This window comes from Geodermatophilus sp. URMC 65 (assembly GCF_053502545.1).
Map to the genome: position 1 here is coordinate 1454474 of NZ_CP199954.1, position 19865 is coordinate 1474338.

15 protein-coding genes are annotated in these 19865 nt (G+C 73.3%); 2 read left to right on the forward strand and 13 right to left on the reverse strand.

The annotated features are described in order from the left end of the window. Positions 1–21: 21 nt before the first annotated feature. Both ACWIX7_RS07015 and ACWIX7_RS07020 read right to left on the reverse strand, forming a co-directional pair. On the reverse strand, positions 22–1812 hold the full coding sequence (locus tag ACWIX7_RS07015; RefSeq protein WP_448620835.1) for a copper resistance CopC/CopD family protein: 1791 nt from the start codon (positions 1810–1812) through the stop codon (positions 22–24). Continuing rightward, complete coding sequence (locus tag ACWIX7_RS07020; protein ID WP_448620836.1) at positions 1809–2453, reverse strand: zf-HC2 domain-containing protein; 645 nt, start codon at positions 2451–2453, stop codon at positions 1809–1811. The genes ACWIX7_RS07015 and ACWIX7_RS07020 overlap by 4 nt, the downstream gene beginning before the upstream one ends. Positions 2454–2531: 78 nt before the next feature. On the opposite strand from ACWIX7_RS07020, the gene ACWIX7_RS07025 reads away from it, so the two are divergent. Next, positions 2532–3086: a sigma-70 family RNA polymerase sigma factor gene (locus ACWIX7_RS07025; protein WP_448620837.1), complete on the forward strand. Its 555-nt coding sequence runs from the start codon at positions 2532–2534 to the stop codon at positions 3084–3086. Between the two features lie 251 nt (positions 3087–3337). Beyond that, positions 3338–4339, forward strand: coding sequence for a sulfite exporter TauE/SafE family protein (locus tag ACWIX7_RS07030; protein WP_448620838.1), 1002 nt, complete (start codon positions 3338–3340; stop codon positions 4337–4339). Positions 4340–4679: 340 nt separating this feature from the next. Here the strand turns inward: ACWIX7_RS07030 and ACWIX7_RS07035 are convergent, their stop codons facing one another. The 11 genes from ACWIX7_RS07035 to ACWIX7_RS07085 all read right to left on the reverse strand — a co-directional run bounded on the left by ACWIX7_RS07035 (position 4680) and on the right by ACWIX7_RS07085 (position 19794). Beyond that, entirely contained in the window at positions 4680–6890 is a 2211-nt protein-coding gene (locus ACWIX7_RS07035) for a peptidase domain-containing ABC transporter (protein WP_448620839.1), read from the reverse strand. After that, positions 6890–7441 carry a hypothetical protein gene (locus ACWIX7_RS07040; RefSeq protein ID WP_448620840.1) on the reverse strand — a complete coding sequence of 184 codons (552 nt, stop codon included), beginning with the start codon at positions 7439–7441 and terminating at the stop codon, positions 6890–6892. The genes ACWIX7_RS07035 and ACWIX7_RS07040 overlap by 1 nt, the downstream gene beginning before the upstream one ends. Next, on the reverse strand, positions 7438–10659 hold the full coding sequence (locus ACWIX7_RS07045; protein ID WP_448620841.1) for a lantibiotic dehydratase: 3222 nt from the start codon (positions 10657–10659) through the stop codon (positions 7438–7440). The genes ACWIX7_RS07040 and ACWIX7_RS07045 overlap by 4 nt, the downstream gene beginning before the upstream one ends. Next, positions 10656–11963 carry a lanthionine synthetase C family protein gene (locus ACWIX7_RS07050; protein ID WP_448620842.1) on the reverse strand — a complete coding sequence of 436 codons (1308 nt, stop codon included), beginning with the start codon at positions 11961–11963 and terminating at the stop codon, positions 10656–10658. Before ACWIX7_RS07050 ends, ACWIX7_RS07045 begins: the two co-directional genes overlap by 4 nt. 184 nt (positions 11964–12147) lie before the next feature. After that, on the reverse strand, positions 12148–12327 hold the full coding sequence (locus ACWIX7_RS07055; protein WP_448620843.1) for a hypothetical protein: 180 nt from the start codon (positions 12325–12327) through the stop codon (positions 12148–12150). A gap of 451 nt (positions 12328–12778) precedes the next feature. After that, positions 12779–13762, reverse strand: a complete 984-nt coding sequence (locus ACWIX7_RS07060) for an NAD-dependent epimerase/dehydratase family protein (RefSeq protein ID WP_448620844.1) — start codon at positions 13760–13762, stop codon at positions 12779–12781. A 117-nt stretch (positions 13763–13879) separates the two neighbouring features. Then, on the reverse strand, positions 13880–14380 hold the full coding sequence (locus ACWIX7_RS07065) for a DUF5994 family protein (protein WP_448620845.1): 501 nt from the start codon (positions 14378–14380) through the stop codon (positions 13880–13882). A 188-nt stretch (positions 14381–14568) separates the two neighbouring features. Next, a complete protein-coding gene (locus tag ACWIX7_RS07070; RefSeq protein WP_448620846.1) occupies positions 14569–15804 on the reverse strand; it encodes an aldose epimerase family protein in 1236 nt (411 codons plus the stop codon). Between the two features lie 238 nt (positions 15805–16042). Then, complete coding sequence (typA, locus tag ACWIX7_RS07075) at positions 16043–17941, reverse strand: translational GTPase TypA (RefSeq protein ID WP_448620847.1); 1899 nt, start codon at positions 17939–17941, stop codon at positions 16043–16045. A gap of 284 nt (positions 17942–18225) precedes the next feature. Continuing rightward, positions 18226–18558, reverse strand: a complete 333-nt coding sequence (locus tag ACWIX7_RS07080) for a hypothetical protein (protein ID WP_448620848.1) — start codon at positions 18556–18558, stop codon at positions 18226–18228. 45 nt (positions 18559–18603) lie between these two features. Next, positions 18604–19794: an FAD-dependent monooxygenase gene (locus ACWIX7_RS07085; RefSeq protein WP_448620849.1), complete on the reverse strand. Its 1191-nt coding sequence runs from the start codon at positions 19792–19794 to the stop codon at positions 18604–18606. Between the last annotated feature and the right edge of the window lie 71 nt (positions 19795–19865).

A 19865-nucleotide genomic window follows, 5' to 3' on the forward strand; every position in this document is an offset into this window, starting at 1 on the left:
CGTGGAGCGGGGGCTGAGGGGTCAGCGCACCGGGAAGGTGGTGGTGGCGGTGCCGGCGGTGAACTCGTCGAGCCGGACGGTGACGGCGAGGGTCCAGGTGCCGGCGCCGGGGATCGCCATGCCGTCGCCGACGTAGTGCCCGGGCCCGGCGGGCTCGAGGGCGACGTCGATCGGGCCGATCTCCTGGGCCTCCTCGGTGAGGGACACCCGGATGTCGACGGGCTGGGTCAGCTGCCCGCGCACGTCGAGCAGGTACAGGTGCAGCGTGTTCGCCCCGGCGGCGGCGGGATCGACCGACACCTGCACGCTGCCGTCCTGCCCTGCTGCGGTCTGCACCGGCAGCGTCACGTCCACCGGCTGGGCGACCTCCGCGCGCGCCGGGGGCGTGCCGACGAGCACGGCCGACAGCGCCAGGACGACGAGGCCGACGGCGAGCTCGACGAGCACCGAGCGGCGCAGCGCGGGCCGCTCGGCGGCGGCCGCGGTGGCCTGCGCCTCGGCGCGTGCGCCGGCGGCCGAGGCGACGACCGGGTCGGGCTCGGGCTCGTCGGACGACGCGGAGAAGGCGTGCGCGGTGACCCGGCGGCGCGGCGTGGGGCGGGTCCGACGGACACCGAGGTGCTGCTGGACCCACACCCGGGAGACGCCGGCCGCGGCGAGCAGCAGCAGGACCAGGGCGAGCTTGGCCAGCAGCACCCAGCCGTAGGTCGTCGTCACGAGGGCGGCGGGCGAGCCGACCTCGCGGACCGACTGGACGACGCCGGTGACCACCAGCGCGGTGACCGAGCCCGCGGCGAGCCGGGAGAACGGCGGCAGCGCCCGGGCGACGTCGGCCGCCGGGGCGTCCTCGCGCAGCACGCCGCCCAGCAGCCCGGCCAGCCCGCCCAGCCAGACGGCCATCGCCGCGACGTGCACCGCCGCCGCGGCGACCGCCAGGCCCGGCAGCGGCCCGGCGACCGGATGACCGACGGCGGCGACCGTGCCGACGAGGGCGGCCGCGAGCACGCCTCCGGCGAGGACGTCGAGCAGGGAGGGGCTCCCCCGCCGCCACACCGTGCGCAGCACGACCGCCAGCGCGGCCACCAGCACGATCCGCACCAGGTGCGCCGCACCGTTGCTCGAGGCGGCGGTGGCCTGCAGCAGCGCCGGGTCGGCGATCGAGGACAGCCCGCTCCCGGCGGCGTAGGGGCCCTGCAGGAGGAAGGACAGCGCGGCACCCGCGGCGACGGCGAGCAGCCCGCTGGTGGTCATCCGGCGCAGCCGCGGCGACCCCCAGCCGGCCGGCCACGCGGTGAGCAGCAGCACGGGCACGCCGATCGCCAGCGACAGGCCGGCGAAACCCAGCCAGCGGGCCGCCGGCAGCGCCGCGCGCACGACCGGGTCGGTGTCGCCCGCGCCCGCGGTGGCGCCCGCGGCCACCAGCTCGCCGTCGCCGACGGCGAAGGAGAAGGCCCCGGAGATGGGGTGGGAGTCGGCCGAGACCACCCGGTAGGTGACGAGGTAGCCGTCGTCGGGCAGGTCCGCCCGCAGCGGGACGACGACCGTGTCGCCCTCGACCGTGGCGTCCCCGGCGTCGACCCGCTCACCCGAGGCGTCGAGCACCCGGGCGTAGCCGGCCCCGAGGGAGACGCCCTCGGTGAAGGTCAGCGTGACCCGGTCCGGGGCGTCGGGCAGCCGGGCGCCCTCGGCCGGGTCGGTCGACACCAGCTCGGCGTGCGCGGCGGCCGGCGGCGCGGTCGCCACCCCCGCTCCCGACCACAGCCCGAGCAGGGCCAGCAGGATCAGCAGCGCCCCGGGCGCGCGGCGCCTCACGCCGGCACCCGCTCCCGGCCGACGGCGGGCAGCTCCCGGTGCCGGCGTCCCCGCCAGGCCACGGTGCCGACCAGCGCCACGCCGGCGAGCAGCAGCAGGTGGGTGACCGCGCGCTCGGCGTGCACGTGCCCGGCGCGCAGGTCGGCGACGGTGAGGACGGCGAGGAGCGCGGCGAAGGTGCCGAGGAACGGCAGCGCGCCGGCGGCGAGCCGGGGGGCGGCGGCCACGGCGAGGAAGGCCGCGGCGGTGCCCAGGTTCCAGGCGCCGGTCTCGTGGGCCATGTGCACCGGTGCGCTCATGGCCGCGGTGCCGGTTGCGAGGGAGGGCCAGGCGAACGCGGCCTGCGCGACGCCGACTGCCAGCAGGGCCAGGCGCAGCGCGGCGGCGGCCAGCCGGGCACGGGCGGCCGCGGCCGCGCCGGGCAGCTCGCGGGGCAGTGCGGCCAGCACCGTCGCCGTGAGATCGGGCACGTCCGGGGCGGGGGCCAGCCGGGCACGGCGGGTGACCAGCTCGGCCTGTCGCGCCCACGCCGAGCAGCCGGGACACGCGTCGAGGTGCGCGTCGAGCTCGCCGGCGGGCAGGCCGGGCGACTCGCCGTCGAGCCGCGCGGAGACCGCCTCGCGGTACGGGGTGCACTGCATGATGGGTTGGTCGTCCTCCGAGGCCGGTTGGTTCCCCCTCATTCCGGGTGACGCTGTGGAGACGGTCCACCGGGGAGGATGGGACGCGTGGAGGACCTGGAGCGGCTGACCGCTGCCGCCGTCGACGGCGACCCCCTCGCCGCCGCGGCCCTGGTGCGCGCCACCCAGTCCGACGTCTGGCGGCTGTGCGCGGCCCTCGGTGACCGGCAGTCCGCCGACGACCTGACCCAGGAGACCTACCTGCGCGCCTTCGGGTCCCTGCACCGCTTCGAGGGGCGCTCGTCGCTGCGCACCTGGCTGCTGTCGATCGCCCGGCGGGTGTGCGCCGACGCCGTCCGGTCCCGGCGGCGCCGCCGGCTCACCCTCGTGCGGGAGGACGCCGAACTCGAGGCCCTGGGCAGCGGGGACGACGCCGACCGGGTCGGTGAGGGGGCCGCGGTCGCCGACCTTCTGGCCCGGCTGGACCCCGACCGCCGCGAGGCCTTCGTGCTCACCCAGCTCCTCGGGCTGCCCTACGCGGAGGCCGCGGAGGTCGCCGGCTGTCCGGTGGGCACCATCCGGTCACGGGTGGCGAGGGCCCGGGCCGACCTGGTCGAGGCCCTGGGCGACGAGGCGGCGACCGCGCGGGCCTGACGCGCGGCGCCGTCCCACGGGCCGGGACGCCCTTTGGGCATTACTCCATCGATCTGGTAGACATTGCGTCCGTGGCGGCGACGACGGTGCTCCTCGTGGGGCGGATCCACGTCGACCTGCTGCGCGTCTGCACCGCCTGCTGTCCGGGCTGCTGACCTCTTGCGCTCCCGCGCACCCCTCGCTCTGCCTCCCGCGCTGCGCTGCGCCCTCCGGCGCGCCCGCGGCCCTCCCCGGATCCGGAGACCCAGCCCGTGAAGACCCTCGTCCTGCTCGCCCTCGTGGGCCTCGGTGCGCAGCTCGTGGACGGCAGCCTCGGCATGGCCTACGGCGTCACGTCGACCACCCTGCTGCTCGCCTTCGGCACCAACCCCGCCGCCGCGTCGGCCACCGTGCACTTCGCCGAGATCGGCACCAGCCTGATGTCCGGCCTCGCACACTGGAAGTTCGGCAACGTCGACTGGAAGGTCGTCGCCAAGGTCGGCTTCCCCGGCGCGGTCGGCGCCTTCATCGGCGCGAACGTCCTCTCCAGCCTCTCGACCGAGGTCGCCGCCCCGGTCATGTCGCTGATCCTGCTGTCGCTCGGCATCTACCTGCTGGTGCGCTTCACCCTCCGTGGCATCGACCGCCGGCACCTCGGCAAGCCGATCCGCAAGCGCTTCCTCGGCCCGCTGGGCCTGGTCGCGGGCTTCGTCGACGCCACCGGTGGCGGCGGCTGGGGCCCGGTCGGCACCCCGGCGCTGCTGGCCAGCGGCCGAATGGAGCCGCGCAAGGTCATCGGATCGATCGACACCTCCGAGTTCCTCATCGCGGTGGCCGCCAGCCTCGGCTTCCTCGTCGCACTAGGGTCCCAGGGCGTCGACGCCACCTGGGCGCTGGGGCTGCTGGCCGGCGGCCTGGTGGCCGCTCCGCTGGCCGCCTGGCTCGTCCGGCACGTGCCCCCGCGCATGCTCGGCTCCCTGGTCGGCGGCATGATCGTCCTGACCAATACCCGCACGCTGCTGCGCAGCGACTGGATCGACGCCGCCGACCCGGTCCGCTACGCGGTCTACGCCGTCATCTACGCGATCTGGGCCGCCGCGGTGGTCCACTCCTTCCGCGAGTACCGCAAGGACCGCGCGCTGGAGTCCGCCGACGCCCTGGCTGCCGAGGCGGCGCGCAGCCACGACGAGATCGAGCTGCCGGCCGACGGTGCGGATGCCGCCGACCTGCGGCGCGATGTCACGGCGGGCCGGCCCATCGACCCGCGCGACTGAGCAAGGACCCCGCTGCTCGCGGCGGGACCCTGCAGAGGCCGCGAGGGGCCTGGTCCCATTGGTGCCGGGCGGGGCCTCTCGCCGTCTCCTGTGGTGTCGAGCTCCTGTGGTGTCGAGGACCCGATCGTCCGCGCCGTCCCAGTCGGTGGCCACGGCTCCACGCCGCGGACGAGCAGGCCGCCGCCGGGGTCACCTGCTCAGCCTCACCACCGTCTCGAGGTCCGTCGTCCCGGCCACGCCGTCGCGGATCGGCGCGGAGCACCGCACCTTGGGGAAAGGCCAGCCCGCCGGGACCTCTGCGTCGGCCGTCCCACCTGCGGGCCGGGGTGCCCACCGGCGGTCACGCCACGTTCATCTGCGCGTCGACCAACTGCTGGTACGCGCCGCAGAGCGCGACCAGTTCGTCGTGGGTCCCCCGTTCCACGACCTGCCCCTTGTCCATCACGAGGATGAGGTCGGCGTCCCGGATGGTGCTCAGCCGGTGCGCGATCACGATCGTCGTGCAGTCGAGCGTCTCGAGGTTCTTCAGGACCGACCGCTCGGTGACGCTGTCCAGGTCACTGGTGGCCTCGTCGAGCAGGAGGATGGCCGGGCGGTGGGCAAAGGCCCGCGCGAGAGCGATCCTCTGCTGCTGCCCTCCCGACAGCGACGCCCCGCCGTCGAGGAGCAGCGTGTCGTACCCCATGGGCATGGCGGCGATCTCCTCGTCGATGCAGGCCAGCTTGGCGGCCTCGACGACGTCCTCGAGTGAGACGGCCGGGTCGGCGAGGGCGATGTTGTCCCGGATGGTCGAACCGAACAGGTAGGGGCGCTGGGTGACGATGCCCAGCTGCCGGCGCAGGGACTGCACCTCCAGCTCGGCCAGGTCCGTCCCGTCGAAGAGAATCCGCCCGGAGGAGGGAGGGTAGAAGCCGAGGAGGAGATGGGCGAGGGTGGACTTCCCCGACCCGGAGCGGCCGGCGATGCCCAGGCGCTGGCCGGGCCGGACCTCGAGCGAGACGTCACTCACGACCGGCGGGGCCAGCAGGCCGTAGGCGAAGGACACCGCGTCCGCGCGCACGTGCCCGGTGAGGCGGGGAGCGGTCGCCACGGTTCGTCCCTGCTGTTCCCGAGGCGTGTCCAGGACGTCGTTGATCCGTTCCATGTAGCTGCGGGTCAGCTGCACGTCCAGGCCGGTGGTGACGAGAGTGGCGAGCGGTTCGAGGAAGCCGGTTGCCAGGGCTGCGGCCGCCAGCATGGTGCCGAGTGAGAGGTCACCGTCGAGGACCTGGACCGTACCGAAGGCCAGCACGGCCAGCGGGGAGCCCATCCGGAGCGTGCCCATGACCGCGTCGACTGTCGCGTTCAGCCGGCCCTGCGCCACCGAGACGTTCACCTGATCGATGTACAACCCCTCCCAGTGCCCGGCCGCTCGTTGCTCGGCGCCGGCGGCCTTGAGCGTCTCGATGCCGGCGAGCAGTTGGTAGGTGTAGCCCTGCGCCTTGGCCTCGACGTGCAGGCTCTCGGACATCAGGTGCTGGTTGCGCCGCCAGGAGAGCACGAGCACCGCCACCTGGAGCAGGGCCAGCCCTGCCACGAGCAGCGCCAGCGGAGGGCTCAGGGCCACGAGCAGGACCAGGTAGAAGCTGGCCAGGCTGCCGTCCAGCAGGGCCGACAGGGCGCCGGTGGTCAGGATCTCGCGGACGACGGCGTTGCTCTGCAGCCGCATCATCAGGTCGCCGGCCGACCGCCGGAGGAAGAAGGCGTACGGCAGGTCGACGAGGTGCTCGACGAAGCTCGTGGTCAGGCGGACGTCGAGCTGTGTGCGCAGCAGGAGGAGGAGGTGGCCCCGCAACAGCGACGCGAGGAAGTAGTAGCCGATCAGGGCGCCGAGGGCGGTCCCGACCACGAGCAGCAGGTGGTGGTCGTTCCGGGGAGCGATCTCGTCGACGACCAGGGCGGTCAGCAGTGGCAGCGCCAGTGCGACGAGCCGGATGAGCACCGAGGCCACGAGCCCCCGACCGAGCATCCGGGACTGGCCGAGCAGCGGTCGGAGGTAGCGCCAGGTCCCCCTGCTCGCCTGATCGGTACGCAGGCCGCGCCACCCCCGAGGAGGACGGCCCTCCCGGTGGCGGTGCCGCAGAAGGGGCAGGCCCGCGGCACGCCGGAAGTCCTCACCGGCGCTGAGGACCACGGCGACGCCCGTGTAGGCGCGCCGGACCGACTCGAACGACAGCCGCCGGCGGCCCAGCGCCGGGTCGACGACGTGCACGCCGTTCCTGGCCACCCGTTCGAGGACGACGAAGTGGTCGAACTCCCAGTGCAGGATCGAGCCGGACGGGAGACGGTCCAACGCGTCGACGTCTGCGGCCACCCCGCGCGCGGTCAGGCCGTACCAGCGGGCTGCGTGGGTCAGGGCGAACGCGTCCACGCCGTCGCGGTTGGTGCTGGTCATGTCCCGCAGCTCATCGAGCGGGACGTGCCTGCCGTGGTAGGCGAGCACCATGGCCAGGCAGGCGGCTCCGCAGTCAGCCGCCTCCATCTGCCTGACCCAGGGCACGCGCCGCCGCACTAGCCGTTCCCGCCTTCGGACACGTCGTGGAAGCCGCCCAGGAGCAGGGAGAACGCCTGCTCGGAGCCCACGACGACCACGGCCCGGCCCGTTCGGCGCGGCGAGGACCCGGCCTCGTCGAGGGCCACAGCGTCAGGCTCGAGGACCCCGGTCACGAGGACCGCGGATCGGGGGAACGAGTCGAAGCCGGCTCGCCGCACGGCGGCGTCATCCGCGGCGCGCACCTCCCCCACCGAGGCCGCGACGGTCCGCTGTCCGGGGCCGTCCAGCTCCAGCCGCAGTGGGTGGTCACCGCGCACCTCGGCGCCCGCGGCGGCCGGCAGGACGGCGACGAACGTCCCTTGCTGGGGGTCGACGAGCGCGGGCCCCGAGGTGGTCCGGTCGACACGGACGGTGAGGGACACCACCAGGCCCGCGCCCACCATCGCCAGCACGAGCCAGTAGAGCCACCGCACCCAGGGCGCGCCGACCCGGAGGACGCCGCCCGATTCCGGTGGGCGGAGGTGGTGCTCCAGGGCCTCTCGGCGGAACAGCTCGGTGGACATGGTCATCCGGTGGCAGGCCGGCGCCCTGCCAGGGAGCTGTAGGCGCGGTCGAGCAGCTCGTAGAGCACCAGTTCCTGGGCCCGTTGCGCCGAGCGCAGCAGGCGGTTGACGTGCATGTGGGCGTAGCTCATCGCCAGATCCGTGAGCGGCACCGGCAGATGCCCACGACGCGCCAGCTCCTGCAGTTCCGCTCCCACGGGAGCCAGCCGCGACGATCGCCGGCGCAGCGCCTCGAGACCTGGCGCCAACCGGGCAGGAGGGTCCTGGCGGAGGTCGAGCAGGGCCTCCAGGTTCATGCGTTCCGCCCGGTACCGCCGGCCCACCGCACCCCGGAACGCGCCGTCGACACCGAACTCCCTGCCGTACCCCTCCCGCGCCGCCCGCGCCACGGACCTCCTCTCCTCCAGGTCGAGACCGAGAGCCTCGAAGAGGAGGTCGATACCGGGCAGCGCCAGGCGCCAACGGAGGTCGAGCCCCTCCTCGCCCGACAGCGACCGCAGGACGGCGAGCACGGCGTCACTGTCCGCATGGAAGACCTGCTCGGCCAGCTCGATCCCCCGGTCTCCGCCGTAGCGCTCGACCTCGCGCTCATAGGTGTCGAACTGCACCCGCCAGACCTGGCCGGCGTCGACAGAGGCAGCGGCGGCTGCCTCCAGCCGGGGCAGGACCTCGGCGTGGAGTCGTTCGGGCTGGCCGTGCAGGCGGACCCGCAGATGTCGATCGGGATCGCCGTAGCGGATGAAGAACCAGCGGTCAGCGGCGCCGGACGCGAGGGCGGAGTCCACCACGGGCCCGATCAGCTGGGTGAGTACCTGATCCGCAGTAGCTGCGCCGCCGTACAGCTTGACGTAGAGCCACTCCGACCCGGGCGGGAACCGACGACGGACCGACGCTGTCATGCTTGGAAGGAGATCGGCCGTTGGTTCCGGCACATCCGTCCGTACGAACGGAACGATCACCTGGTGCACGAACCGGCCTTCGGGTCCGGATGCGCACAGCTCGTCCGGGCCGGGGAGCATCTCCACCAGGACGGCCTCGCGCCGCCCCCGGAGCTGGTGAGCCAGGGCTTCCACGCCGAGCACGTTGTCGAGGTCAACCACCAGTTCGTTGTCGCCATCAGCGAGGGCCACATGTCGGGGCAGCCGTCGCTCGGCGCGCCAATCCTGCATCTCCGTGAAGCCGGAGGCGGTCCCCGCCCGGGCGAGCATCCGAACTTCCGGCTCGGCCACATTCCAGCGGGCGCGGGACAGCACCAGCCTCCCGCTGACGACCCGCGGGAGGAAGGGGGCCTCGCCGAGCGGGCCCCAGTCCCATTCCAGGTACCCCGCCACCTGCTGGGCCTGCAGCCGGCACAGGAAGCGGTACAGCCCGAGGCTCCGCCAGCTGTAGTTGTGCGCGGTGGTCAGCCGTGGGACCACCTCACGCCCGAGGTGGCGGGAGCGGAGCACGATCCGGTCACCACGCACCGAGACCAGGAGATCGGTGACGGGGATCTGACGATCGGCTGGCGCGCCCGAACGGCCGAGGTAGGGGATCTCGTACTCCCGCAGCACCGGGCGGCACAGGATGTTGCCGATTCGGCCCTCGGGCAGGTGGACGATCTCGGCGAACGTCTGCTCGGGGTTCCGCGCCTGCTCTGCCTGCAGATGAGCCCGGACGAACGTGAGCATCTCCTGGTCGGCATGGCAGAACCGACCCAACAGGCCGGCACCGGACGGGCCCGCGACGTGGTCGATCAGGACCTGGAACGCACCTCGGGCGATGGCGTCGTCCGACTCAGCAGCCACGGCGGCCATGACGGAGAAGGCCTTGGGCAGCGGGGGTCGACGATCAGAGCCCAACCGCTCGAGGTCGGAGGTCTCGATGCTGATCTCGCCGGCCCCTGCGGCGAGCGCCCGGGCCAGCTTCCCGAGGAGCAGGCCGTCCCGCTCGCTCCACTGCTCGTCCTCGGCCTCTCCGCTGCCACCGAACGGAAGCCCGGCCAGCAGTGGCGAGGCGCCGGCCTGGGGCGCGCTGGAGACCTCGAAGCCGATGCCGGTCTCCTCGTCCAGCGCTTCGACCAGGGGAACCTCCCGGGTCTCGTAGCGCTGGAGGAACTCGTCCCGGAATCGGGACAGGCTGTCGGAGGGAGCCGGCGCCAGCTGGTGGAGGATGTGCACGCCACGGCTGATCTCGTTGACCACCTGGCTGCCCAGCGTGGCGTCCTGGCCGGGCTTGACCAGGTCGACCTGGACGAGGCGGGACAGCTCGGCCCGGACGGGGAGGTCACCGAGGCCGGCGGCGATCCCCCGGTAGCGATCGGGTGAGACGCCCAGCCCCTCGGCGTCGATCTTCTCCAGGGCGAGCCGCGACTCGTCGAGCCGGCCGGCCAGCGGTGCCGTTCCGGCGTGCCCGTCCAGGGTCGCCACGAGGCTGTGGACGGGCTCGTCACCTGTGACGCCGGGGCGCACGTCGGACACCAGGAGCTGGCTGTCGACCAGCTCGGTCAGGAACTCCTCGGCCTCGGCCCGGGTGACCTCCTCGTCGGCCAGCGCAGCAGCCAGCTCCCCGAGAGTCACGCCTCCCTCAGCGCGTTCCAGCGTCGCGGTCAGGTAGGGGCTCTTGTCGAAGGCGACCAGGTGATAGGAGCGGCGGGCCTCGGCGAACCGGGCCTCGACCAGACGCAGCCGTCCGGCTGCCTCGTAGAGACTGGAGTTTGGGTGGTAGGTAAGTCCCGCGCGGAGCCGAGGGTCCCGCTCGACAGCTGCGGACAGCGCCCAGAGGTAGTCCATATCGAGCCGGCTGTGCCGTTGATACTGCGACCGGGGTTGCAACCGAAGACTGGTCCGCGAGCCGATTGTCCCTGTCGTGCAACCGGCGAACAGCCCGAACGGGGTCGCGCGGGCCGCAGCCCGGCTGACGTAGGCCATCAATGCGGCCTCCAGCCTGCGGCCTCGTTCGCTGTCCGGCTCTGTCTGCCACACCTCGAGCGCCTCGTCGAGGCTCGGCGACGCGAGAAAGACAGCCTCCCGTAGCTCGGGGCGGGTCACCGCGGTTCGGAGTTGATTCCGCAACCACGACCGATCCTTGTCCAGTGCCTGGTCGAGGCCCTGCGGGTCGCCGAGGGCGTCGACGGCCTCCAGTCCCTCACCCAGGGCCGCCAGCTCATCGAATGGCAGGAGCGGAGTTCGCAGCACGAAGAACCCGGATGGAGCGAATCGAAGCGGCCTCGTACCCTCGGTCATCGGCTGTGTACCTCCGGGACATCAGGTGCCGACAGCAGGAACATCCGGTCCCAGGACGGCTCGACGGGTGTGGCCGCCGCCAAGAGGACCAGAGCGATCCCTGTTACGCCTCTGGTCAGTTCGATGCCGGCCCAGGGTGCCTGTCCCGGGTCCGGGTCGGGTGCTACCCACGAGCCCCCGCCGGCCCTCGCCAGGTCGCACCACTCGAGGGTGCGCTCGAGCCAGTGGACCGCCGCACGGCCGAGCCGCGGGTCGCCCGTGGCCTGGTACAGCCGGTTGTACAGGTGGGCCAGTCCGGCGGTGCCGTGGCAGAAGCCGGCGTCGACGACTCCGGCCTCGGTCCCCGGCCGCTCCGCCGAGCGACAGGCCAGCGCCACCGCCTCACGCGCCCAATCGGGCCTGCCCGCTCCCCGGGCCGCCATCCACAGGGCCGCCGCCACTCCGGGATCGCCGTAGCACCAGGCGCTGCGGGCGGGCGTGGGCTCGAGATCCGGGGCCACCCAGATGGGATACGTCGGCCCCGACTCGGTCGCCACCGCCTGGGCCAGCAGCCAGCTGACGGATCCCTCGAGGAGCGGACGCACCGTCGCCCGCTCCACCCCCACGCCGCACAGTGCACCGAGCAGGCCGATGGCCCCGGCGACCCCGTGCGCCATGCCCAGGTCGGCGCGCCCCGACGGGTACTCCTCCCGATCCTCGGACTCCCGTATCCCGGCCGGTGGCGTCCACCAGTGGATCCCGTGCCCATCGCGCCGCGCGCTCTCGTCGAGCCGCTCGACGACGTGATGCAGACACTCGGCCGCGGAGGGACGCGGACAGCGTTCGAGGGCGTACACCCCGAGCCCGGTGACCCCGAAGACGAGGTCGTGGGGCGCCGGCCACTGCCGGGGCTGGGACAGGAGCAGCGAGAGGGCGTCGTCGACTGCATCGTTGTCGACTGCCGCGTCACCGTCCTCCACGCCACCGTCGAGGGTGCGATCGACCAGTTCCGCGGCCCACGCGATCCCTGGGAATCCCTCCCAGAACGAGCTGCCCATCGCGTCGGTCGCGACCGCCTCGATCGCCCTGTCGAGACACTGCCAGGCGAGAGAGGAAGCCTGTGGACTGCGGCCTGCCTTGGCCAGCCACGCATAGAGGACCGCTAGACCGGCCTGGCCCCCGGCGAGCGATGGATCTCGCTCGCCGGGGGCCAGCGGGGCGATGGACTCCGCCAGCGCGTCGACGGTCCCGAGCGCCCGACGGCGGGCCGCACCCGACAGGAGAGGCCGCCAGCGCAATGCGGCGCCGGTAGCAGCAGAACCCATGCTCGCAGCCCATCCCTCTCGTGAGGAGGCCGGGCCCCCGGATGCGTCGTGTACCGGGAGCCCGGCTCCTCCGCCTGTCGCAGCACAGCTTCTGACGGCAACCATCTGCTTCCCCTCGTGCCGATCACACTATGGATCGGCTCACCAGGGGAGATGGTCGGCTTCCGGAATTACGCGGTCCGACCTAGTAGCCGCCGTGGTCCTCCTTCTTCTTGTCGTGGCCCTTCGCCTTACCAGGGCACTTGGCGTTGCTGCCGCTGTTCGCGCTCTTGTCCTTGTCGCCGGCGCCACCGACAACACGGGCGAGGTCGTCGTCGTCGAGAACGCGCAGGGTCTCCTTGGACAGGGTCAGGGTCTTTCGCATGTCGCACCTCCATGTGAGGGTTCCTGGACTGATGTCACCATGTGCAGCCCAGTCCAGGTCGATTTCGGCTGCCTACTAGGAGCTCCTACTACACTGCATTCCGGCTTCTCACCGAAGGCGCGTTGAGGGGCCGGCAAGCCATTTCGGATCTAGATCAAGATGGCGAGGTGATCCTCGATACCAGAGCAGATCGACAACTATCGGTGTTCATTCCCAGACTCTCGGATAATCCCGATCGAGGGATGCGAAACGGTAAAGCCGATACGGGTGCAGGGGAAGAGGGAGCATGCACGTATCTATCAGAAATAGACACGTAGTTTTCGCTCACCCACCACGTAGATCCTTCGGTGATCTCGCGTAGTCGGCCGGTGCAGACAACACCGGGACCCCGGCGAGTCACCCGTGCACCCCGTGTGACCACTCGAGCCAGCCGGAGGTGTTCCCGCCCCCGTCAGCGGGCGGCCAGGAGCGCGGCCTCAAGGTCCTCCGGGAGTCCGGGACGGGGCAGGCCGTGCGGCGGGGGCGGCAACTCCTCCACGCCGCGCAGCCAGGCCCAGGTGTCGGCGACGGTCGCCGCGAGCGGTCGGCAGGGCAGCCCCAGGTCGCGCGCCCGGGTGGTGTCGACGTCCCAGGCGGTACGGGCCATCTCGGCCGGCAGCCACAGCGGCAGGTGCAGCCACGGCTCGACGCCGGCCGCGAGCAGGTCGGCCTCCGGGACCGGGACCCACTCCGCGTCGCCGCCGGTCACCTCCCGGCAGAGCTCCAGCAGGCCGCCGAGGGTGGCCATGCCCACGGGCCCGGTCGCGTTCACCGCGCCGGAGACGCCCTGCTCGGCCATCGCCACCAGCCAGCCGGCCAGATCACGGACGTCGACGACGGCGATCGGCTGGTCCCACCCCTCCGCCGGGACGACGACCCGGCCGCCGCGCGCGATCCGCCGCAGCCACCAGCCCAGCCGGTCCACGCGGTCGTCCGGGCCGACGATGAGCCCGGCGCGCGCGGTGAGGAACCGGCCCGGCACCGCGGCACCGATCTCCCGCTCGGCGAAGGCCTTGACCGGCCCGTACTCGTCGTCGTCGGTCTGCCAGGTCGGCTCGCCGTCCTCGGGGCCGATCGGGCCGGGCGGCAGGTTCGCGTAGGCGTTGAGGCTGCTGACGAAGGCGTACCCGCGGACGCCGCCCAGCACGGCCGCGGCGTTGCGAGCGGCCGCCCGGGTCTGGCAGGAGGTGTCGACGACGAGGTCGGGCGCCCAGCCGTCGAGCGCGGCCGGCAGCGCGGCGGGGTCGTCGCGGTCGCCGTGCAGCGCGCGGGCGCCGGCAGGTGGGGCTCCGGAGACGCCGCGGGTGAACGTCGCCACCTGGTGACCGCGGTCGAGGGCCGCCGTCACCACGTGCCGGCCGAGAAAGTGGGTGCCGCCGAGGACGAGCAGTCGCATACACGTCAGCCCAGCCCAGCCGCTCCCCCGCCGTCCAGCCGGTTCACTTTCGGCGCAGCCGGCCCCTGCAGGGTCCCGCCGCGAGCTCGCGAGTGGCGGGGGGCAGGGGGTCCTCTTTCAGACCGCCCGGGTGTAGGGCGAACCCACCGGGACCTGCGGCAGCGGGGTGGAGCGGGCGGCGGCCAGCACCATCTGCGGCGAGCGCGGCAGGCCGCGGCGGGTGCACAGCCGCAGTGCCCGGGCCCCGGTGATGACGTCGGTCTCCGGGGGGACGACGAGCAGGTCGGCGCGACGGACACCGCCTGCCCAGGTCAGGCAGACCACCCCGGCGTCCATGCTGCGGAAGCCGCCGGTGCGGACCACCCGCCCGCCGACGACGACCTTGCGCGGTGCCGGGGACCAGGCGTCGAGCGGATAGGTGAAGCGCTCGATGCGCAGACCCCGCTTGTCCAGCGCGGCCACCAGCTCGGGCAGTTCGACCGCGAGGTCGCGGCTGCGCGGGAACCAGGCCCCGTCGAAGGCCTGCTCGCCGGATCCCGCATCGCTGCGCAGGCTCACCCGGACGTCGATCCCGCCGCGGTGCCCCTCCGCCGCCAGCGTGTGCCGGGTGGTCCCCATCAGCGTCGCCTCCTCGTCGATCCCGGGCCCGCGCACACGGCCCCGAGGAGAACGTAGGCAGCCGAGGCAGCGGGTCCGGGTGAGCGTGTCGTGGGCGGGTCGGCGTCCCCCGGCCCGCCGTCACTTCAGGTCATGGGACGGTCACGACGCCCCCGCGGACCTGCGGGTCCGCGGGGGCGCCGGGAGTGTCAGGAGGTGAGCTCGAAGACCGTCGTGCTGTCGTAGACCTCGCCCGGGCGCAGCACCGTGGAGGGGAAGTCCGGCTGGTTCGGCGAGTCCGGGAAGTGCTGGGTCTCCAGCGCCAGCCCGTCGCCCTGCCGGTAGACCCCGCCGCCGGTGCCCACGAGCGTGCCGTCGAGGAAGTTGCCCGAGTAGAACTGGATGCCCGGCTCGGTGGTGGAGATCGTCAGCGTCCGCCCGCTGGCCGGGTCGTGCAGCACCGCAGCCTCCTCGAGCGCGTCCTCGCTGTCCGAGCCCTCGCGGGCACCCTCGTCCTCGCGGTCGAGCGCCCAGTTGTGGTCGTAGCCCTGCCCGTAGAGCAGCTGCTGGTCGGCCACGCGGATGCGCGCACCGATCGGTGTCGGCTCGCGGAAGTCGAAGGGCGTGCCCTCGACCGGGGCGATCTCGCCGGTGGGGATCAGCGTCTCGTCGACCGGCGTGAAGCCGCTCGCGTTCAGCTGGAGCTCGTGGTCGTAGACGTCGCCGGAACCCTCACCCGCCAGGTTCCAGTAGGTGTGCTGGGTCAGGTTGACGACCGTGGGGGCGTCCGTGGTGGCCTCGTAGTGCACGGTCAGCCGCGACTCGGCGTCCAGGCTGTAGGTGACCGTCGTGGTCAGGGTGCCGGGGAAGCCCTGGTCGCCGTCCTCGCTGACCAGCTCGAGCTGCAGGGCGGCCACGTCGCCGTCACTGACGTCGGTGGCGGTCCAGACCCGCTCGGAGAAGCCCCCGGGCCCTCCGTGCAGCGTGTTCGGGCCGTCGTTGAGCGGCAGCTGGTACGTCGCGTCGTCCAGGGTGAACCGGCCCTCGGCGATGCGGTTGCCGTAGCGGCCGATGAGCGAGCCGAAGTAGGGGTCGCCCTCGGTGTAGTACCCCTCCAGGTCGGGGTGGCCGAGGACGACGTTCTCGACCTCCCCCTCGGCGTCGGGTACCTCCAGGGTCTGGATGACGCCGCCGAAGGTCAGCACGCGCATCGTCGTGTCGCCGTTGCTGAGGGTCCAGCGCTCGACCGCGGTGCCGTCGGGGGTGGCGCCGAACGGCTCGACGCTCGTGCTCGGACCGCCACCACCGCCGTCGTCCCGCCCGTCGTCGTCGGCGATCGCGCTCGCCGGTGCGGCGAGGCCGCCGACCAGCAGGCCGGCGCCGAGGACGGCGACCAGCGTGCGGCGGCGCGCGGTGCGGCAGGGGGTGGGGCGCTGTCGGGGCATGGGGACTCCGGTGTCCGTGGCGGTCCACCGGCGTCGTCGCACGGTGGCAGGACCGCTGCCGAGCCCGCCCCTGGGACGGCGTGCACTCGACTCCCCCGTGGTGCGGCCCCAGAACGCCGCCCGACGCTAGGGACGCCCCCGGGGGGTGTCAACGGGCCCGGGGACGCGAGAGGCCCTGACCGGGATCCCGGTCAGGGCCTCGCTGGCCCCGTCCAGAGGCTCGTCGCGAGCTCGCGCACTACGAGGAGGACGGGGTCCTCTTACGGTTCTTCGCCTTGCCCCGCTCGTTCTGGTCGAGGATCACCTTGCGCACCCGGACGGCGGCCGGCGTCACCTCGACGCACTCGTCCTCGGCACAGAACTCCAGCGCCTGCTCGAGGTTCAGGATCCGCGGCGGGACCAGCCGCTCGAGCTCCTCCGCGGTCGAGGACCGCATGTTGGTGAGCTTCTTCTCCTTGGTGATGTTGACGTCCATGTCGTCGGGCCGGGAGTTCTCGCCGACGATCATGCCCTCGTACACCTCGGTGCCCGGGGCGACCATCATCGAGCCGCGCTCCTGCAGCGAGAACATCGCGTACGACGTCGCCACGCCCTGCCGGTCGGCGACCAGTGAGCCGGTCGGTCGGGCGCGCATGTCGCCCATCCACGGCTCGTAGCCCTCGAGGTTGTGGTTGAGGACGCCGGTGCCGCGGGTCTCGGTGAGGAACTCGGTGCGGAACCCGATCAGGCCGCGCGAGGGGACGATGTACTCCATCCGCGCCCAGCCGGTGTCGTGGTGGACGAGGTTCTCCATCCGACCGCGCCGGGTGGCCAGCGCCTGGGTCAGCGTGCCGACGTACTCGCCGGGGGTGTCGATGGTGACCCGCTCGACCGGCTCGTGCAGCTTGCCGTCGATCTCCTTGGTGACCACCTGCGGGCGGCCGACGGTCAGCTCGAACTCCTCACGGCGCAGCTGCTCGACGAGGATGGCCAGCGCCAGCTCGCCGCGGCCCTGCATCTCCCAGGTGTCGGGGCGCTCGGTGGGCAGCATCCGCACCGAGACGTTGCCGACCAGCTCCTGGTCGAGGCGGTTCTTGATCAGGCGCGCGGTGAGCTTCTTGCCCGAGCGACCCGACAGCGGCGCGGTGTTGATGCCGATGGTGATCGAGATCGACGGCTCGTCGACGGTCAGCGGCGGCAGCGGCCGCGGGTCGTTCGGGTCGGCGAGGGTGTCGCCGATCATGATGTCCTCGATGCCGGCGATGGCGACCAGGTCGCCGGGGCCGGCGCTCTCGGCCGGGGTGCGGGTGAGGCCCTCGGTGACCAGCAGCTCGGTGATCTTGACGCGCTGGATGGTGCCGTCGGTCTTGCACCAGGCGACCTGCTGGCCGTTCTTCATCGTGCCGGAGTGGATGCGCAGCAGCGCCAGCCGGCCGAGGTAGGGCGAGGCGTCGAGGTTGGTGACCTGCGCGCGCAGCGGCTCCTCGGCGTCGTAGGTCGGCGCCGGGATGGTGTCCAGCAGCGTCTTGACCAGCGGGCCGAGGTCGGGGCTGTCGGGGCTGGTGCCATCGGCCGGCCGGGTGAGCGAGGCCTGCCCGGTCTTGCCGTTGCTGTAGACGATCGGGAACTCGAGGGCCTCGGGGTCCATGCCGTTGTCCTCGAGCAGCTCCATGAACAGCTCGTAGGTCTCGTCGACGACCTCGGCGATGCGGGCGTCGGACCGGTCGGTCTTGTTGACCACGAGGATGACCGGCATCCCCTTGCCCAGCGCCTTGCGCAGCACGAAGCGGGTCTGCGGCAGCGGGCCCTCGGAGGCGTCCACGAGCAGGACGACGCCGTCCACCATCGACAGCCCGCGCTCGACCTCGCCGCCGAAGTCGGCGTGGCCGGGGGTGTCGACGATGTTGACGACGACGGGGTTGCCGTTCTCGTCGGCCAGGTGGATGGCGGTGTTCTTGGCGAGGATGGTGATGCCGCGCTCACGCTCGAGGTCCATCGAGTCCATGACGCGGTCCTGCGTGGAGTCGTTGTCCGTCCCCTCGCCCTTGGCGCGGCCGAGCGCGCCGGCCTGGCGGAGGAGGGCGTCGACCAGGGTGGTCTTGCCGTGGTCGACGTGGGCGATGATCGCCACGTTGCGCAGGTCGTCGCGGGTGGGCATGCGAGAGGGCACCTCGAGAGGGATCAGGGGGTCGGCGCGTCCGTCTCTGCTGCGGAGCGCCCAGACACCATGGCCAACAGCCGCCGGCCCGGCGACCTTCCCATGCTAGGCGCTCGGCGACCGGTCCCCGGCGTGAGTGGACTCACCCTCGGCAGCAGGACCCCCGCGCAGCTCGGCGCGCAGTCGGTCCACAGGACCTCGGACAGCCGCCCCCGGTCCGCCCGCGTCGTCACACCGCCACCCTGGCCGATCGCCGTCCCGCGGCGCCAGCCCCTGCGGGCGCGTCAGGCGCGGTCGGCCACCGCGTACGTGACCCCGGCGGCGACGAGGGTCACGAGGGCCACCGCCAGCCAGGACGCCATCCCGACGCCGAGGGCCAGCACGTGCGCGAGCACGAAGGCGCCGATGTAGAGGGCACCCAGGCCCACGGCGACCGCCCAGCCGCGGTGTTCGACCCACAGCCAGGCCGCGCCGAGCCCGCCGAGGGCGAAGACCGCGCCGCCGAGGGCGCGGATCCCGGTGCCCTGCGCGACGCCGAAGCCGGCCGCGAGGCCGACGGCGACCAGGAGGGCGGAGGGGATGCGGGTGCGCGCGCGGGTCAGGGTCGAGCTCGTCATGCCGTCCAGTCTCCCCCGGTGGCGTCAGGCCGCACCGAGCAAGGGCTACGCGGCCGGGCGGATGAGGCCGAACCGTCGGCCGAGCAACGGGCCCACGACCGGCCACGCCGATGCGCGCAGCGACGTGTCCCGCACGGTCATCCGCCACCGCTCCTCGGGCACGAACCAGGACGCCGTGCGAGCGCCCGCGTCGGCCAGCCGCGTCACGAGGGGCCCGAGTCGTTCCCTGGCCCGGTCCAGTGCGGCGGGGACGTCGACGACATCCGACACCGTCGCCAGTTCCTCGGCCACCGTCGCACCGCCGGCCAGGGCGAGGGACGCCCCCTGGCCGGCGAGCAGGGACACGCACCAGCAGGCGTCGCCGAGCAGCGCGACCCGGCCGCGGTGCCACACCCGTGCGCGGACCTGCACGGTCCGGTCGGTGTAGCGGTCCACGGCCGAGGGGAACGCCGCGAGCAGCTCGGGGACGAGCCAGCCGAGGTCGCCGAAGCGGTGGTGCAGCGTCCCGGGGAGCTCGGCATCGGGCTCGCCCCCGCCGTCGGGTGACCGGTGCACGAGGAACGCGGCGGTGCGCTCCCCGTCCACGGGGTAGACGGCCACCATGCGTCCCGGTGCCGTGAGCGTGACGAAGTCCTCGCGGCGCACTCCCGGCAGGCTGCGGTCCAGGATCCAGGTCCACACGGCGTGGCCGAGGTCGCGGGTGCTCCACTCGTCCGGCTCCAGCAGGTCGCTGCGCACCCGCGAGTGGACCCCGTCGGCCCCCAGGACGACGTCCCACTCCTCCTCGGCACCGTCGGCGTAGCACACGACGACCGGGTCCCCCGCCGCAGCGGACGGCCGCACGCCGACCACCTTGCGACCGTGGGACGGCTGGACCCCGGCGTCGCGTGCCGCGGCGTACAGCTCGGCCTCCAGATCGCCGCGCAGGAAGTTGTGGTGCCGCCCACCGAACACGCGGCGGCGCAGAGCCGGGTAGCCGACGGCGACCCGCGAGCGGCCGGCCCCGTCGACGAACACCAGGCGCTCGATCGGGGCGTGGATGCGCTCCAGCGCGGGGCCCAGCCCCAGCCGCTCGGCCGCGTCGACGCCGGAACCGAAGAAGTCGATCATGTAGCCGCCGCCCCGGGGACCGGGCGCAGCCTCCACCACGGTCGGGGACCCGCCGAGCTGGCGCAGCCGCAGGGCGGCCGACAGCCCGGCGATGCCGGCTCCGACGACGAGGACCCGCACGGCCACGCCCCACCGTACGAGCTCGCAGACGCCAGAGGGGTCAGCGAGGTCCCGGCTCGCGTCGGCCGGCCGCCGCG

Coding starts and splice junctions, on each gene's coding strand:
- ACWIX7_RS07060 (WP_448620844.1), bottom strand. CDS start 13,762: ATGCGACTGCTCGTCCTCGGCGGCACCCACTTTCTCGGCCGGCACGTG.
- ACWIX7_RS07040 (WP_448620840.1), bottom strand. CDS start 7,441: ATGACCATGTCCACCGAGCTGTTCCGCCGAGAGGCCCTGGAGCACCAC.
- ACWIX7_RS07020 (WP_448620836.1), bottom strand. CDS start 2,453: ATGCAGTGCACCCCGTACCGCGAGGCGGTCTCCGCGCGGCTCGACGGC.
- ACWIX7_RS07025 (WP_448620837.1), top strand. CDS start 2,532: ATGGGACGCGTGGAGGACCTGGAGCGGCTGACCGCTGCCGCCGTCGAC.
- ACWIX7_RS07045 (WP_448620841.1), bottom strand. CDS start 10,659: ATGACCGAGGGTACGAGGCCGCTTCGATTCGCTCCATCCGGGTTCTTC.
- ACWIX7_RS07065 (WP_448620845.1), bottom strand. CDS start 14,380: ATGGGGACCACCCGGCACACGCTGGCGGCGGAGGGGCACCGCGGCGGG.
- ACWIX7_RS07055 (WP_448620843.1), bottom strand. CDS start 12,327: ATGCGAAAGACCCTGACCCTGTCCAAGGAGACCCTGCGCGTTCTCGAC.
- ACWIX7_RS07070 (WP_448620846.1), bottom strand. CDS start 15,804: ATGCCCCGACAGCGCCCCACCCCCTGCCGCACCGCGCGCCGCCGCACG.
- ACWIX7_RS07080 (WP_448620848.1), bottom strand. CDS start 18,558: ATGACGAGCTCGACCCTGACCCGCGCGCGCACCCGCATCCCCTCCGCC.
- ACWIX7_RS07050 (WP_448620842.1), bottom strand. CDS start 11,963: ATGGGTTCTGCTGCTACCGGCGCCGCATTGCGCTGGCGGCCTCTCCTG.
- typA (WP_448620847.1), bottom strand. CDS start 17,941: ATGCCCACCCGCGACGACCTGCGCAACGTGGCGATCATCGCCCACGTC.